We start from the raw sequence: 15,530 nt of genomic DNA, 5'->3' as shown, positions 1-15,530 counted from the left end.
GCGGTCGGCTCTCGTAGGCGGTAGCGCTCCGCAAAGCGTCCCGCGCTCGGCGACGGGAAAGCGCTGACACGCGCTTTCCCGGATGCGCCTCCGAGGCGGTACATGCTGATTGAGTAGCCCGCGGAGCGGGCGTGTCGAGATCCTCCGTCTGCGAACGGGCTGGTCTGGATACGCCGCTGCGCGGCTCCTCGACCGGTAGAGGGCGTGCTCGCCGGACCTTGGTGATCGAGTAGCCCGCGGAGCGGGCGTCTCGAGATCCGCCGCCTCCGGGGGCGCCGTCGGGTGTCGGCCCGGCAGCGTCAGAGGTAGGACAGCACGTCCAGGCGCACCTGCGCCATCACGGCGATCGCCAGGTAGCAGACCAGCGTGATGAACGGCGTCCAGCCGTAGGCGGCGGCGGCGAAGCGGCTGACGCCGGAGGGGACCGGGAACACGCCCTCGCGGAGGTTGCGCAGGGTCACCAGCCAGAAGCCGGGGATCACGACGGCCCAGGTGAGCATGCACCAGGGGCAGAGCGTGCCGAGCGCGAAGATGCTGGTCGCGATCAGCCAGCCGACGAAGCCGAGCGCGAAGACGAACCCCAGATTGAACAGCGCCCAGAACCAGCGGTCGAAGCGCGCCCCCGCGAGCAGCCCGGCGCCGACGACGATCGGCGCGATCCACGCGGCGACGCCGATCAGCGGATTCGGGAACCCGAAGATCGCGCCCTGCGCCGACTTCAGGTTCGCGCTGCACTGGACGAGCAGGCTGAAGTCGCAGCCGAGCGCCTCCGACCCCGGCGAGAGCGACGCGAACTTGTCGAGCGTGAGCGCGAACGCGGCGATCCAGCCGATCACTCCGAGAACCACGAGGAGCACCGCGAATGCGATCGGCCGCCGCTCCCGGTCGGCCTGACGCTGCTGAGTGGGGGCGCTCGTCACCCCGGTATCGCTGGACACCGGGGGATTATGGCACGCACGGAATCGGCGCCTCTGGGAATGCGTGCGATAATCGGTCGCGTCGACCCGGCTCATCCCGCGTCGACGCGAAGAAGGTTTACCGGGCGAGCACCGGGCCACAGGAGATCGACAGCGTTCCGCGAATGAGCGCGATGCATCACCCGTGTCGGATAGTCAGTTCCGAGGAGAAGCTGCAACCGGAGTCCTGCGCCACGTGAGCGACGGGACCGGGGGAGCGGAAGGATTCGCGGCGGGCCGAGGCCCGTCGCTCGAGAACAGCATCCGGGTCGACGGCGCGGCGCACGACCCGGCCGAGGAGTGCACCAGGAATGGTGGAAGACAACAGCACGAGCGGATCCGAACCGGACCGCGACGAGCCCCGCAGCGGGGCCAGGAAGATCAGTCGCCTCTTCGGTGGCCGTCGGACGAACCGACGGGCCGGATCGAGCGCATCAGCGACAGGGGAAACGATCATCGACACGAACGAGACCGAGCAGAACGGGTCGGACACGATCGCCGCCGGCACGCAGACGCCCGACACCACCGCGGAGGCCGCGCACACGCACGCCGCGGACACCGACACCGCGACGGCGGAGACGCCGGCCGAGGACACGGACGAGTCGGCCTCCACCGGCGCCGTGTTCTTCGACGCCCTGCCGGAGTCGCCCGAGGCTTCCGCGGAGGAGGAGCCCGCTCCCCGCCGCCCGGCGCTGCCCAGTCCGTCGCTGCTCTTCCAGGCGCCGGTCCTGCCGGACTACGTCGAGCTCACTCCGCTGCCCCCGCGCGGTGCGCCCCTCGGTGTCCGCGAGGAGCGCGACGAGCCGGCGGAGGAGCAGGGCTCCGTCCGCCGACGCTCGCGACGCCGCAGCGGCGAGAGCGACCGCGGCGGTGCCGACGACCCCGAGAACACCGTCGTCCGCGTCCGTCAGCCGCGCGAGCAGCGAGAGACCCGCGAGCCCGAGCTGATCACCGAGCCGCAGCGCATCAAGGGCTCGACCCGCCTCGAGGCGAAGAAGCAGCGCCGTCGCGACGGCCGGGACGCCGGCCGCCGCCGCACGGTCGTCACCGAGTCCGAGTTCCTCGCCCGTCGCGAGGCCGTCGACCGCGTCATGGTCGTCCGCTCGAAGCAGGACAGCATCCGCATCGGCGTCCTCGAGGACGGCGTGCTCGCCGAGCACTACGTCGCCCGCTCACAGGAGGCGTCGCTCATCGGCAACGTCTACCTCGGCCGAGTGCAGAACGTCCTGCCCAGCATGGAGGCGGCCTTCGTCGACATCGGGCGCGGCCGCAACGCCGTGCTCTACTCCGGCGAGGTCGACTGGGACGCCGCGAACAACGCCGGCGGCCCGCGCCGCATCGAGCTGGCGCTCAAGCCCGGCGACCGCGTGCTCGTCCAGGTCACCAAGGACCCGATCGGCCACAAGGGCGCCCGCCTCACCAGCCAGATCTCCCTCCCGGGCCGCTACCTGGTCTACGTGCCGAACGGCTCGATGAACGGCATCTCGCGCAAGCTCCCGGACACGGAGCGCGCACGCCTGAAGAAGATCCTCAAGGAGGTGCTGCCGGAGAACGTGGGCGTCATCGTCCGCACCGCCGCAGAGGGCGCCACCGAGGAGCAGCTGACCGTCGACGTCGAGCGCCTCACCGCGCAGTGGACCGCGCTCAGCACCAAGGCCGCGACCGGCCAGGCGCCGGCGCTGCTGCACAGCGAGCCCGACCTGCTGATCAAGATCGTCCGCGACGTCTTCAACGAGGACTTCGAGAAGATGGTGATCGCCGGCGACGACGCCCGCGAGACGATCGAGCTCTACCTCAGCCAGGTCGCCCCCGACCTGCTCGAGCGCGTCGAGGTCTACACCGGCGAGCAGGACGCGTTCGACGAGTTCCGCATCACGGAGCAGATCGAGAAGGCCCTCGAGCGCAAGGTCTGGCTCCCCAGCGGCGGCTCGCTCGTGATCGACCGCACCGAGGCGATGACCGTCGTCGACGTGAACACCGGCAAGTTCGTCGGCTCCGGCGGCAACCTCGAGGAGACGGTCACCAAGAACAACCTCGAGGCCGCGGAGGAGATCGTCCGCCAGCTCCGGCTGCGCGACATCGGCGGCATCATCGTCGTCGACTTCATCGACATGGTCCTCGAGTCCAACCGCGACCTCGTGCTCCGACGCCTGGTCGAGTGCCTCAGCCGCGACCGGACGAAGCACCAGGTCGCCGAGGTCACCTCGCTCGGCCTCGTGCAGATGACCCGCAAGAAGCTCGGCCTCGGTCTCCTCGAGACCTTCAGCGAGAACTGCGAGGTCTGCGCGGGACGCGGCGTCATCGTGCAGCACGATCCGGTCGTCAAGCACCGCTCCACCACCGCTCCCCAGCAGGAGCGCCGCCGCGGCGGCAAGCCGAACGAGCAGTCCTCGAACGGCCGCACCGGCTCGAGCGGGCAGAACGGCTCCGGCGCGCAGAACGGCTCGGGCTCGCAGAACGGCGCCAAGCCGGTCAGCACGCACGCGATCACGGACGACGCGAAGAACGCGCTCGCTCAGATCGCCGCGAGCACGATCCACCCGGCCGCAGTCCGCCACGCCGCCGAGGAGGCGGCCGCCCTGGTCGACGACGCCACGGCGGCCGAGGCCGAGGCGCAGGCCCCGGAGCGGTCGACGGAGCAGCCCGCGGAGCAGCCCGGCGAGCAGTCGGAGGAGAGCCGCAGCGACTCCTCCGCTCGCCGGGAGCGCCCGGCCCGGGGCGAGCGCCGCCGCCGCGGTCGCGACCGCGAGCCGCGCCAGGACGCGCCGGAGTCGACCGAGCAGCCGGAGGCGCAGGCCCCCGCGCAGGACAGCACTCCCGAGCCGGTCGAGACGCCCGTGGTCCCGATCCTCGACATCCCCATCCCGCCCGCGCCCGTCGCCGAGCGCCGGGTCCGCAGCGAGGTCGCCGAGCACCTGCTCGACTCCGTCCTCGACGCGCTGCCCGCGCCGAAGCAGCCCGGCCAGGGCCGAGCGAAGAGCCGCCGCGTCACCACGGCCGCCCTCACCGGCGTCGCCGTCGTCCCCGAGCAGACGCCGCGCCGCGCACAGTAGCCGCGACGGATCGGATCAGGAGGGCCCGGTGCCCGGCGAGAGCCGGCGCCGGGCCCGCTCCGTCTCGCGATCACGGCCCTTCACGCGGAGTCCGCTCGCGCGCAGCCGCTCGACCAGCTCGCGGCTGCCCACCGCCACCGCGCCCGCGGCGAGCAGCTCCTGGCGGCGCTCCGCCGGGACGTCGTAGTGGTCCAGATCGAAGCCGCGCTCCGGGAGCCCGGCGCGACGCGCGAACGCGTGCAGCTCCTCCAGCGAGCTGTCGCTGACGAGGTGCGCCCAGAGGGTGCCGTGCGCGGGCCACCGCGCCGCGTCGAGGAGGATCGCCATCCGTCGATCGTAGGCGGCGCGCCTCACCGATCCGCGCGGCGGCCTGCACTATCGTGGCGGGGTCGTCGGCCGGACGGCACCCCCTCCGGGGCGGTGCGCGTTTGACCGGGGAGCACGGATCCCGTACTCTTGACCGTTGGTGTGGCGCGATCCATGTGCTCACGCAGATTTCCGTCGCCGCTCCGCCCCTCACCGGGCGCGAGCCGCGGTGCCGGTCCCCTCGTCTCGCACGAGAGACGGGTACGACCGGGAAGACCGGGGTCACCCCCGCCCTTACAAGCCCCGGACAGCGCGTCAGCGCCGTCCAGATGAGAAAACAGGTACGAGAAGTGGTTTACGCAGTTGTGCGCGCCGGTGGTCGGCAGGAGAAGGTCGAGGTCGGCACCATCGTGACGATGGACCGCATCAAGGCCGACGAGAACGGCACCGTGCAGCTGGCTGCCGTGCTCCTCGTCGACGGAGACTCCATCACCTCGGACGCCGCGGCGCTCGAGAAGGTGTCGGTCACGGCCGAGGTGCTCGAGGAGCTCCGCGGTCCGAAGATCATCATCCAGAAGTTCAAGAACAAGACCGGGTACAAGAAGCGCCAGGGGCACCGTCAGGACCTCACGCGCGTCAAGGTCACGGGCATCAAGTAGCACTTCCACTTCGCTGACCTGCGGCGGGAGCCATCGCTCCGCAGGACATCAGCACGGGGCTGCGGCCCCCCGGTCTCGAGGAGATGAGAAATGGCACACAAGAAGGGCGCAAGCTCCACCCGCAACGGTCGCGACTCGAATGCGCAGCGTCTCGGCGTGAAGCGCTTCGGCGGTCAGGTCGTCAGCGCGGGCGAGATCATCGTCCGCCAGCGCGGAACCCACTTCCACCCCGGCGCGAACGTCGGTCGCGGTGGCGACGACACCCTGTTCGCCCTCTCGGCCGGTGCGGTCGAGTTCGGCCAGAAGGGCGGCCGCAAGGTCGTCAACATCGTGGTGGCCGCCGCTTAAGGCAGCTCTCCTCGGCCGAGCAGGCACAGGACGCAAGGGGCGGGCTTCGGCTCGCCCCTTGCGCGTTGCGGCGGCACCCCGCTCCTCCGGAGCGCACCGCCCAGCCTCCCGCTCCTCGGCACCCGGCGCCGGGCACTCCCGCGCCGCCCCACCCGAATCGGACGGAACACACCATGGTCACCTTCGTCGACAACGTCACGCTGCACTTGCGTGCCGGCCACGGCGGCAACGGTTGCGTCTCCGTCCGCCGCGAGAAGTTCAAGCCGCTGGCCGGCCCCGACGGCGGCAACGGCGGGCACGGCGGCGACATCGTGCTGGTCGCCGATGCGCAGACCACGACCCTGCTCGCCTACCACCGGCACCCGCACCGCTCCTCCGTGAACGGCGGCCCCGGCATGGGCGACCACCGTGCCGGCGGCAACGGCGAGCTCCTCGAGCTGCCGGTCCCGGTCGGCACGGTCGTCAAGTCGCCCACGGGCGAGGAGCTGCTCGACATGGACGAGCCGGGCCTGCGCTTCGTCATCGCCCCCGGCGGCCAGGGCGGCCTCGGCAACGCCTCGCTCGCCACCACCAAGCGCAAGGCCCCCGGCTTCGCCCTGCTCGGCACGCCCGGCTGGGAGGGCGACGTCGTCCTCGAGCTGAAGACCGTGGCCGACGTCGCGCTCGTCGGCTTCCCCTCGGCCGGCAAGTCCAGCCTGGTCGCGGCCATCTCGGCGGCGAAGCCGAAGATCGCCGACTACCCGTTCACCACGCTCGCCCCCAACCTCGGCGTCGTCCAGGCGGGGGAGTCGCGGTACACCGTCGCCGACGTCCCCGGTCTGATCGAGGGCGCGAGCGAGGGGAAGGGCCTCGGCCTCGAGTTCCTCCGCCACGTCGAGCGCTGCACCGCGCTCGTGCACGTGCTCGACTGCGCCACGCTCGAGCCGGGTCGCGACCCGCTGACCGACCTCGACATCATCCTCGCCGAGCTCGCCGCCTACCCGGTCGGCGAGGGCACGGTGCCGCTGCTGGAGCGCCCGCAGCTGATCGCGCTGAACAAGGTCGACGTCCCGGAGGCCCAGGAGCTCGCCGACTTCGTCCGCTCCGACCTCGAGAACCGCGGCTACCGCGTGTTCGAGATCTCCACGGTCAGCCACTCCGGCCTCCGCCAGCTCACCTTCGCCCTCGGCGAGATCGTCGAGCAGCACCGCCTGGCGCTCGCGGCCGAGCCGAAGGTCGAGCGGATCACGATCCGCCCGCGCGCCGTCGACGAGAAGGACTACGAGATCCGCGTCGAGGGCGGTTCCTACGGGAACGTCTACCGCGTGCTCGGCACCAAGCCGCAGCGCTGGGTCGCGCAGACCGACTTCACGAACGACGAGGCCGTCGGCTTCCTCGCCGACCGGCTCGCGAAGCTGGGAGTGGAGAACGGTCTGTTCTCGGCGGGAGCCGTCGCCGGCTCCACCGTGGTCATCGGCCCGGGCGACGGCGTCGTCTTCGACTGGGAGCCCACGCTCACCTCGACCGCCGAGCTGATCACCGCGCCGCGCGGCACCGACCTCCGCCTCGACGACAACAACCGCAAGACCCGCAGCGAGCGCCGCGACAACTACCTCGAGCGGATGGACGCGAAGGCGGCCGCCCGTGCCGAGCTGGACCGCGAGCGTCAGGGCGGCGTCTGGCGCGTCTCGGACGAGGACGACCTGGTGGGAGACGCCGAGGAGGGCTGACTCCTCGGCCCTCGGTCGTCTGCGAATACACTGGCCGGATGCCGCAGACGACCCTCGACAGCACCGTGCTCACGGAGCGCTTCGCCGCCTCCCGCGCCGCCTCGCGCTCGCTGCGCAGCGCGACGACCGACCTCAAGAACCGCGCCCTGCTCGCCATCGCCGACGCGGTCCGCGGCGCCGCGGAGCGCATCGTCCCGGCGAACGAGCTCGACCTCGCGAACGGCCGCGAGAATGGGATGACCGCCGGCCTCCAGGACCGCCTGCGGCTCGACGAGGCTCGACTCGGCTCCCTCGCGGACGCCGTGGTCGCCGTCGCCGGCCTCGTCGACCCCGTCGGCCAGACCGTCCGCGGCTCGAGCCTGCCGAACGGCGCCTCGCTCACCCAGGTCCGCGTGCCGTTCGGCGTCGTCGGCGCCATCTACGAGGCCCGCCCGAACGTGACGATCGACATCGCCGCGCTCGCCCTCAAGAGCGGCAACGCCGTGATCCTCCGCGGCGGGAGTGCGGCCGAGAACACCAACCGCGTCCTCGTCGAGCTCCTCCAGGAGGCGATCGCCTCGGTCGGCCTGCCCGCCGAGCTGGTCCAGACGGTCGACGACTTCGGCCGCGAGGGGGCGAAGGCGCTGATGCGCGCACGCGGCTACGTCGACGTGCTCGTGCCCCGCGGCAGCGCCGGCCTGATCGAGTCGGTCGTCACGGAGTCGACGGTCCCGGTCATCGAGACGGGCGCCGGAGTGGTGCACGTCTTCCTCGACGCGAGCGCCGATGAGCAGTGGGCCGTCGAGATCGTGCACAACGCGAAGACCCAGCGGCCGAGCACCTGCAACGCCCTCGAGACCCTGCTGGTGCACCGCGACGCCGCCGAGCGCCTCCTGCCGCCCGTGCTCGGCCGGCTCGCCGCCGCCGGAGTGACGGTGCACGGCGACGAGCGCGTCCTCGCGATCGTCGCGGACGCGGTTCCCGCCACGGAGGAGGACTGGTCGGCCGAGTACTACTCTCTCGACGTCGCCGTCGCCGTCGTCGACGATCTGGACGCGGCGATGGAGCACATCGCCCGCTACTCGACGCACCACACCGAGTCGATCGTCACGAACGACCTGCGGAACGCCGAGCGGTTCCTCGCCGAGGTCGACTCCGCGGTCGTGATGGTCAACGCCTCCACCCGCTTCACCGACGGCGGCGAGTTCGGCTTCGGCGCGGAGGTCGGCATCTCCACCCAGAAGCTGCACGCGCGCGGTCCGATGGGGCTGCCCGAGCTCACGAGCACCAAGTGGCTGCTGCGCGGCGCGGGGCAGGTCCGGGCCTAGCCGGATCCGCGGCCGGGCGGGGGAGGCCCGCTCCGCGGCGCCGTCCGGGTAGACTCGGCGAAGCCCTGAGCGGGCACCCCTGATCCCAAGGAGCACCGCATGTCCCTCGTGACGACCGTCCTCGCTGAAGCAGCGCACACCGAGCTGCCGATGCCGACCATCGTCTACGGGCTGATCGCCGTCGTCGCCTTCACGGCCCTCGGCTTCGTCACGTGGAGCTACCGCGACGTGGCGAACCGCCACTCCCACAAGACCGGCGCCGGCTCGCACGACTCGCACGGCCACGGCCACTAGTCCGGCGGCCCCGCGATCGTGACCTCCGCCGCGAGCGGGGACCCGCGGCGCCCGCGCATCGGCGTGATGGGCGGCACCTTCGACCCGATCCACCACGGGCACCTCGTCGCCGCCTCCGAGGTGGCCCAGTCGTTCGACCTCGACGAGGTCGTGTTCGTGCCCACCGGGCGACCCTGGCACAAGAAGACGGTGACCCCGTCCGAGCACCGCTATCTGATGACGGTGATCGCGACCGCCTCGAACCCGCGCTTCACCGTGAGCCGCGTCGACATCGACCGCGTCGGCACGACGTACACGATCGACACCCTCCGCGACATCCATCTCGCACACCCCGACGCCGAGCTGTTCTTCATCACGGGGGCCGACGCCGTGGAGCAGATCCTGAGCTGGAAGGACTACGACGAGCTCTGGGAGCTGGCGCACTTCGTCGCCGTCAGCCGCCCGGGTCACGCGCTCTCCGTTTCGGGATTGCCGGCCCAGGACGTATCCTTGTTGGAAATTCCGGCGCTAGCGATTTCCTCGACGGACTGTCGGAGCCGCGTGAACCGGGGTGATCCGGTCTGGTATCTGGTTCCCGACGGTGTCGTCCAGTACATCTCGAAGCACCACCTGTATCGGAGCACGCCATGACAGTTCAGCACGAGGACACGCCGCTCACCCGGCGCGAGATCCGCGAGCGCGAGCGACGCGAGTCCGGCGCCGCGCCCGCCGCCGCACCCACCACCTCCCGCCGCGCCGCGACCTCCTCCGTCACCGCCGCCGGCGAGATGCCCGTCCTCACCGCGGTCCAGCCGATCCGGGTCCCCGTCGTCGAGCCGACTCCGGCCGCCGAGCCCGAGCTGCGCACCTCCCAGATCGACGTGATCCTGCCCGAGGGCGTCGACCGCAGCTCGCTCACCCGGCGTGAGCTGCGCGCGCTCCTCGCGCAGCAGCAGGCGGAGCAGCTCGCCGCGTCTCCCGAGGTCGCCCCCGTCGACGACTCCGCTGCTGCCGCGCCCGCCCGGCCCGCTCCCGCCGAGGCCGGCGACGCCGCGGGGGAGACCTCGCCGCCGAGCGAGGTCGAGCAGGCCCTCGGCCGGGCCTCGTCGCTGCCCGCGACCGGCTCGACCGACGTCGTCGCCGAGGAGGCCGAGCAGCCCAAGCTCAACACCGCCCTGTTCGCCACGGTCGGCTCGCTCGACATCGCTGACGAGAAGGCGACCGAGATCACCGGCAGCTTCCACCCGCCGATCGAGCACCTCGCCATCACCGACGAGCTCGACAGCAAGTCCAAGGAGGAGGTCGACGCCTCCTTCGACTCCCTCATCGCGAGCGGAGTCGCCGCGACGGGCGCCGTCACCACGACGAACGCGCTCATCCTCCCGACCGCGGGCGACGCGTCGCCCGCCCTCACCGACACGGGCGAGGTGCTCGTCACCGGGTCCTTCGATCTGCCGCGGAGCCTCGGCTCCACCGGCCAGCACCCCAACCTCTACGACTCGCCCGATGTCGACCGCTACGTCGACCGCATCGATCGCGAGCAGCCCGCCTCCGACTCGGAGCCCGTCCGGGCGTCGAGCGCCGTCTCGACGCACGCCGCCGGCACCGCGATGATCGCCCCGCAGAAGCGTCGCGCCGTCAGCGTGCCGGTCGTGCTGGCCATCACCGCCGCCGTGCTGCTGGTCGCCTCGATCGCGCTCTTCATCGGCGGCTTCGTCCTCAACATCTTCTGACCCACCACCGACACTGAAGGCTTCATGACTGCGACCGATTCCGCCCGCGCCCTGCTCGACCTCGCGGCCACCGCCGCCGACTCCAAGGGCGGCGAGGACCTCGTCGCTCTCGACGTCTCGGGCCCGCTGCCCCTCGTCGACATCTTCTTCCTGGTGACGGGGCGTTCCGAGCGCAACGTCGTCGCGATCGCGAACGAGGTGGAGGACCGCCTGAACGAGTCCGGCGCCAAGCTGCTGCGCCGCGAGGGCCGCGCCGAGGGCCGCTGGATCCTGCTCGACTTCGGCGACCTGGTCGTCCACGTCTTCCACGAGGAGGACCGGATGTACTACTCCCTGGAGCGCCTCTGGAAGGACTGCCCGGTCGTCCCGATCACCCTGGCGAATGCCGTCCCCGCCGACTCCGCGGCCTCCTCGAACTGAGGAACACGCCCGGCGGCTCCGCTCGATTTCGCTCCACGTCGTTCGTGTTGTAGTTTATTCGAGTTGCTTCCGCCGGGCGGAGGAGCGGGCCGCGAGGCCGGCGTCTTGAGTCCGAGAAGCGCACCAAGGGTCCGTGGCGCAGCTGGTAGCGCACCTGCATGGCATGCAGGGGGTCAGGGGTTCGAATCCCCTCGGATCCACGCAAGCAAGAATCGAGAGCCCCGCATTTCTCCGGAAGTACGGGGCTTCTCTCGTTCCTGGGTGCGCCGCACGGGGCGACCGGAGGTTCGGCGCCACTGCCCACGACCTCCCGGCGCCTCCGTACCCTCCGCGGGATGCACACTACCCACGCGAGGTCCCACCGAGCTGCGAGCGCGGCTCCGCTGCCGCCCGTCCTGCTCACCGCGGATCTGCTCGACGCTCTCGCCGGCGACCCGCTGCGCCGCTCCGCGACGCTCGCCTTCTTCCGCGACTCCGGCTCGGGCGACGTCGTTCTCCGAGCGTGGTCGGCCGACGACGGCAGCGGCGCCGTCGTCGGATTCGAGTGCACCGGAGAGCGCGCGCCGCTGACGTTCGACCTGTCGCGCCTCCTCGCACGCTCGCCCGCGGCGCTCGGCGAGCGCTGGCTGGTCCTCGGTACGCCGGTCCGCTTCCGGCACACCCTCTACGGCGCGCCGGCGGCACTCGGTCCGCTCCTGGAGCGCGTCGTGCGCGACTGTCGAGCGATCGGCATCGACGGCGTCGTCGTGCCGTGGGTCGACCTGGACGACCAGGACACGGTCGCCCTGCTCGCCGGGCTCGGCTGCCACGAGGTGTTCTCCGACGCCGACTGGCGCCTGGACACCGGCGGGTACGCCGACCTCGACGGACTCCTCGCCGCTCTGCCCCGCTCCGCGAGGAAGCAGTTCGCGAGCGACCGGAACCACTTCGCCAGGACGCACTGCACGATCCGGGACTGGCAGCCGGGCGACGAGGCGTTCGCGCCGCGCCTGCACCGCGAGTTCATGAGCGACCACGGGCACCGCGGGGCCGAGTTCACCGAAGCCGCGTTCGGCTCCTTCTCGGCGCTCCCGGGTGCGCGGATGCGGGTCGCGGTCGATGTCGACGAGCGGCCGGTCGGTTTCGCGATGGCGATCCACGACGACACGACGATGCACGTCCTGCGCTGGGCGCGTCCGTCCCAGGGCGTGCCGGACCGCCTCTACCCGACGCTCGGGTACCTCGATCCCGCCGAGTTCGCGATCGCGGCGGGAGTGCAGCGGGTGTGGCTCGGCAAGAGTGCGCACCGCTTCAAGCGGCTCCGGGGGCTGACCCCGGTGCCCGCGGCCTTCCACATCCTCGCTCTCGATCCGGACCGGCAGGCGCACCTCGGGAGCGCGGCGGAGACGGCGGACCGCCTGGCGCGAGAGCGGTACCGACTGGCGCTGGAGAGCTGAGCGCTCCGCCAGAATGGCCGAATGCCGACTCCGACCGCGCCGCGCGGCCTCATCACCCAGTTCTCGATCGTCGACGCCCTGCTGGCGGGTCTGTACGACGGCGTCGTGACCCGCGCCGAGGCCGACGAGGTCGGCGACTTCGGTCTGGGCTGCGGCGACCGCATCGAGGGCGAGCTCGTCGTGCTCGACGGCGTCCACCGGCTCTTCCGCGGCGACGGCTCGGTCGTCGTCCTCGAGCCGGAGGACACGATCGCGTTCGCTGAGCTCGCCGCCTTCACGCCGGACAGCATGGAGACGGTCGAGGCCGTTCCGTCGCTCGACGCCCTGCTGACGGCCGTGCGCCGAACGGTGCCGAGCCCGAACGTCTTCGTCGGTGTGCGCCTCCGCGGCCGCATCCAGCACCTGACGCTGCGGCAGCCGATCGCCCAGGTGAAGCCGTACCTGCGTCTCGCCGACGCGATGCGCGACCAGCGTGAGATGCACCTGGACGACGTCGAGGGCACGATCGTCGGCTTCTACGGCCCGAAGCCGTTCCAGGGGATCAGCGTCGCCGGACTGCACACCCACTTCGTCGACAGGAGCGGCACCGTCGGCGGCCACGTCCTCGCGGCCTCCGGTCTGAGCGGCGAGCTGGCCGTCGAGCAGTACGCCGGGCTCACCGTGCGCCTCCCGGAGTCGGAGGACTTCCTGGCCGCGGACCTCGACGACGAGGTCGGCACCTCCGACGCCGTCATCCGCGCGGTCGAGACCGACCACGCGGACTGAGGAGCAGGTCGACGGGCGACCGCCGGCCCTACCCTGGAGCCATGCCCACGCTGCGCGACGTCCACGCCGTCATCGACCGACTCTGGCCCGAGGGGACCGCGGAGGACTGGGATGCTCCCGGACTCGTCACCGGTGACCCGGGCGCGCAGGTCGAGCGGATCCTCCTCACGGTCGACGTCGTCGCCGACACCGTCTCCGAGGCCGTCGGTGGCGGCTACCAGCTCCTCCTGGCCCACCACCCGCTGCTGCTCCGCGGGGTCACCTCGATCGCGGAGGACGGCTACAAGGGGCGCCTGCTCGCCGAGCTGATCCGGCACGGCTGCGCCCTCGTCTCCGCGCACACCAACGCGGACATCGTCGCGGACGGCGTCTCGGACGTGATCGCGACGAGACTCGGCCTCACCGGAACGACTCCGCTCGTCCCGGGGGAGGACCCGTCGGTCGGCCTCGGCCGCGTCGGCGACCTCGCCGAGGAGGTCACGCTGGGCCGCCTGGCCCGTGCCGTCGCCGACCTGCTGCCCGCCACCGCCGGGGGAGTGCGCGCGGCAGGAGACTACGAGGCGCCCGTGCGCCGGGTGTCGCTCTGCGGCGGCGCCGGCGACTCCCTCCTGGACGCGCCGGCCGTCCGCACGAGCGACGTGTACATCACCGCCGACCTCCGGCACCACCCGGCCTCGGAGGCGCGCGAGAAGGCCCGCCACGGCACCGGGCCCGCGCTGATCGACGTCTCGCACTGGGCGAGCGAGTGGCTCTGGCTCGACGTCGCCGCCGCAGCCCTCCGCACCGCGCTGCCGACGATCGTCGTCGATGTCAGCGAGACCCGCACCGACCCCTGGGATTTCGCGATCGTCCACTGACCCTCCGGGAGCGCGCGAGAATGGAGCCGGCACGCCCACCCTCCGTGCCGGGAACGAGGACCGCGACGTGATTGCCAGCCCCGCCGACCAGCGAGAGCTCCTGACTCTGCAGAGTCTCGACACCAGGGGCAACCAGCTCCGTCACGCCGTCGCGACCCTGCCGCAGATCGCCGCGATGAAGGCGATGCAGAGCCAGGACGCGCAGACCCGCCGCACCCTCGCCGAGCGCACCGGCCGCCTCGAGGACGCCCGCACCGAGCTCGGCCGCATCGAGTCCGATGTCGAGGTGGTCGACAAGCGGCTCGCCCGCGACCGGGACCGGCTGCAGACCGCCTCCTCCGCCAAGGACATCGCCGCGCTCGAGAGCGAGATCACCTCGCTCGTCAAGCGCCGCGGTGACCTCGAGGACATCGAGCTGACGCTGATGGAGCGGATCGAGGGCATCGAGGCCGAGGTCGCCGCTGCGCAGGCCGAGCGGGACCAGGTCCTCGCCGCCCTGACGAGCCTCGCCGAGGAGCGCGACGCCCAGGCCGAGAAGCTCGCCGGCAAGCAGGAGGCGCTCGCCCGCGACCGCGCCTCCCTGGTCGAGACGATCCCGGAGGATCTCGTCGAGCTCTACGAGAAGCAGCGCGCCCGCTACGGCGTCGGCGCGGCCCTCCTGCGCGGCAAGGTCTCGGAGGGCAGCGGCGTCGCCCTCACCGAATCCGACCTCGCCTGGATCCGCACCACGGCACCCGACCAGGTCGTCCTGTGCCCCGACAGCGGCTGCATCCTCGTCCGCGGCGACGAGTCGACGCTCGCCTGACCGGCCCGTACACTGGACCCGCGAACGGGCCGGCAAGACGGTCGCGTCGCCGGAGTGAGAGCTCCGGCGCCGAGGAACGTCCGGGCTCCGCAGAGCAGGGCGGTGGGTAACACCCACCCGGGGCGACCCGCGAGACAGTGCCACAGAGAACAGACCGCCACGGGCCTCGGCCCGCGGTAAGGGTGAAACGGTGGTGTAAGAGACCACCAGGGGCCGGAGTGATCCGGTCCGCTCGGTAAACCTCGCCCGGAGCAAGGTCAGACAGAGGACGATGCGGCTGCTCGTCGGGTCCTCGGGTAGACCGCTGGAGGGTCACGGCGACGTGCCCCCGAGAGAGATGGCCGTCCAGCGCCCGCCGAGAGGCGCGGCGTGAACAGAACCCGGCGTACTAGCCGACCCCTTCGCCTAAAAAGGCCCCGCTCTGCGGGGCCTTTTTCGTCGGTGCCCGTCTTGCGCGGCGGTCCCCGCCCGCCGCGCCGCAGTCGGCTCGAGCGGAGGGTAGCGTTCCGCAGCGCGTCTCGCGTCCGGCTGCGGAGAAACGCTGGCACGCTTTTCTCCGGCTCGCCTCGGCCCTGCTGCCGCATGCTCCTGAAGAGCGCCGTCCTCGCATGCATGCTGATCGAGTAGCCCTCGCAGAGGGCGTATCGAGATCCATCCCTGCGGGACGAGGGCTCGGGGCCGCCGTTCGGTGACGTGGGTGTCGACTCGCCGCTCCGCGGCTACTCGACCAGCAAAGGAGGGGAGCCGCTCGACCGCGAGTGGGGGTGGTGTCAGGGACGCGGGCCCTGCAGGCCGCTCTCGCGGAGCGAGGCGAACCGACGAAACGTGTGCCAGCGCTTCGTCGTAGCCGAAGGCGAGACGCTCTGCGGAACGCGGCCACCTGTCGAAGGCGACGGCGCCGCG

General features: G+C 71.9%; 15 protein-coding genes, 1 tRNA gene and 1 other RNA gene. 15 read left to right on the top strand and 2 right to left on the bottom strand.

From position 1 onward, the window contains the following. Window positions 1–299: 299 nt before the first annotated feature. Window positions 300–938 (bottom strand): vitamin K epoxide reductase family protein, encoded by a 639-nt coding sequence (locus GSU72_RS10855; RefSeq protein ID WP_348272755.1) that lies wholly within the window; start codon window positions 936–938, stop codon window positions 300–302. Between the two features lie 329 nt (window positions 939–1,267). On the opposite strand from GSU72_RS10855, the gene GSU72_RS10850 reads away from it, so the two are divergent. Further along, window positions 1,268–4,009, top strand: a complete 2,742-nt coding sequence (locus tag GSU72_RS10850; RefSeq protein ID WP_159985025.1) for an Rne/Rng family ribonuclease — start codon at window positions 1,268–1,270, stop codon at window positions 4,007–4,009. 15 nt (window positions 4,010–4,024) lie between these two features. On the opposite strand, the gene GSU72_RS10845 is transcribed toward GSU72_RS10850, so the two are convergent. Continuing rightward, window positions 4,025–4,336 (bottom strand): DUF4031 domain-containing protein, encoded by a 312-nt coding sequence (locus tag GSU72_RS10845; protein ID WP_159985024.1) that lies wholly within the window; start codon window positions 4,334–4,336, stop codon window positions 4,025–4,027. Between the two features lie 329 nt (window positions 4,337–4,665). On the opposite strand from GSU72_RS10845, the gene rplU reads away from it, so the two are divergent. From rplU to rnpB, 14 genes are all read left to right on the top strand, one after another. Further along, on the top strand, window positions 4,666–4,974 hold the full coding sequence (rplU, locus tag GSU72_RS10840) for a 50S ribosomal protein L21 (RefSeq protein WP_123445822.1): 309 nt from the start codon (window positions 4,666–4,668) through the stop codon (window positions 4,972–4,974). Between the two features lie 90 nt (window positions 4,975–5,064). Continuing rightward, entirely contained in the window at window positions 5,065–5,322 is a 258-nt protein-coding gene (gene rpmA, locus GSU72_RS10835) for a 50S ribosomal protein L27 (protein WP_159985023.1), read from the top strand. Between the two features lie 173 nt (window positions 5,323–5,495). Then, window positions 5,496–7,031 carry a GTPase ObgE gene (gene obgE, locus GSU72_RS10830; RefSeq protein WP_159985022.1) on the top strand — a complete coding sequence of 512 codons (1,536 nt, stop codon included), beginning with the start codon at window positions 5,496–5,498 and terminating at the stop codon, window positions 7,029–7,031. Window positions 7,032–7,069: 38 nt separating this feature from the next. After that, window positions 7,070–8,338 carry a glutamate-5-semialdehyde dehydrogenase gene (locus GSU72_RS10825; RefSeq protein WP_159985021.1) on the top strand — a complete coding sequence of 423 codons (1,269 nt, stop codon included), beginning with the start codon at window positions 7,070–7,072 and terminating at the stop codon, window positions 8,336–8,338. Window positions 8,339–8,437: 99 nt separating this feature from the next. Then, entirely contained in the window at window positions 8,438–8,632 is a 195-nt protein-coding gene (locus tag GSU72_RS10820; RefSeq protein WP_123445826.1) for a hypothetical protein, read from the top strand. Between the two features lie 18 nt (window positions 8,633–8,650). After that, on the top strand, window positions 8,651–9,262 hold the full coding sequence (gene nadD / locus GSU72_RS10815; RefSeq protein ID WP_159985020.1) for a nicotinate-nucleotide adenylyltransferase: 612 nt from the start codon (window positions 8,651–8,653) through the stop codon (window positions 9,260–9,262). Next, on the top strand, window positions 9,259–10,344 hold the full coding sequence (locus GSU72_RS10810; RefSeq protein WP_159985019.1) for a hypothetical protein: 1,086 nt from the start codon (window positions 9,259–9,261) through the stop codon (window positions 10,342–10,344). The genes nadD and GSU72_RS10810 overlap by 4 nt, the downstream gene beginning before the upstream one ends. Window positions 10,345–10,368: 24 nt before the next feature. Next, window positions 10,369–10,764, top strand: a complete 396-nt coding sequence (gene rsfS / locus GSU72_RS10805) for a ribosome silencing factor (RefSeq protein ID WP_159985018.1) — start codon at window positions 10,369–10,371, stop codon at window positions 10,762–10,764. A 127-nt stretch (window positions 10,765–10,891) separates the two neighbouring features. Then, window positions 10,892–10,964: transfer RNA gene (locus tag GSU72_RS10800), tRNA-Ala, on the top strand. A gap of 135 nt (window positions 10,965–11,099) precedes the next feature. Continuing rightward, window positions 11,100–12,200, top strand: coding sequence for a peptidogalycan biosysnthesis protein (locus GSU72_RS10795; RefSeq protein WP_159985017.1), 1,101 nt, complete (start codon window positions 11,100–11,102; stop codon window positions 12,198–12,200). A 21-nt stretch (window positions 12,201–12,221) separates the two neighbouring features. Then, window positions 12,222–12,965 carry an acetolactate decarboxylase gene (locus tag GSU72_RS10790; protein WP_159985016.1) on the top strand — a complete coding sequence of 248 codons (744 nt, stop codon included), beginning with the start codon at window positions 12,222–12,224 and terminating at the stop codon, window positions 12,963–12,965. Window positions 12,966–13,006: 41 nt separating this feature from the next. After that, the gene (locus tag GSU72_RS10785) at window positions 13,007–13,822 is read left to right on the top strand and encodes a Nif3-like dinuclear metal center hexameric protein (protein ID WP_159985015.1); all 816 of its coding nucleotides are present in this window, start codon (window positions 13,007–13,009) and stop codon (window positions 13,820–13,822) included. 67 nt (window positions 13,823–13,889) lie between these two features. Continuing rightward, on the top strand, window positions 13,890–14,627 hold the full coding sequence (locus GSU72_RS10780; RefSeq protein ID WP_159985014.1) for a hypothetical protein: 738 nt from the start codon (window positions 13,890–13,892) through the stop codon (window positions 14,625–14,627). A 25-nt stretch (window positions 14,628–14,652) separates the two neighbouring features. Then, an RNA gene (gene rnpB / locus GSU72_RS10775) (RNase P RNA component class A) lies at window positions 14,653–15,031 on the top strand. Window positions 15,032–15,530 lie beyond the last annotated feature (499 nt).

Origin of the sequence: Rathayibacter sp. VKM Ac-2760, assembly GCF_009834185.1 — a bacterium.
In the GTDB taxonomy this organism is placed as follows: Bacteria; Actinomycetota; Actinomycetes; order Actinomycetales; family Microbacteriaceae; genus Rathayibacter.
This window is presented reverse-complemented; position numbering and strand designations above follow the sequence as displayed.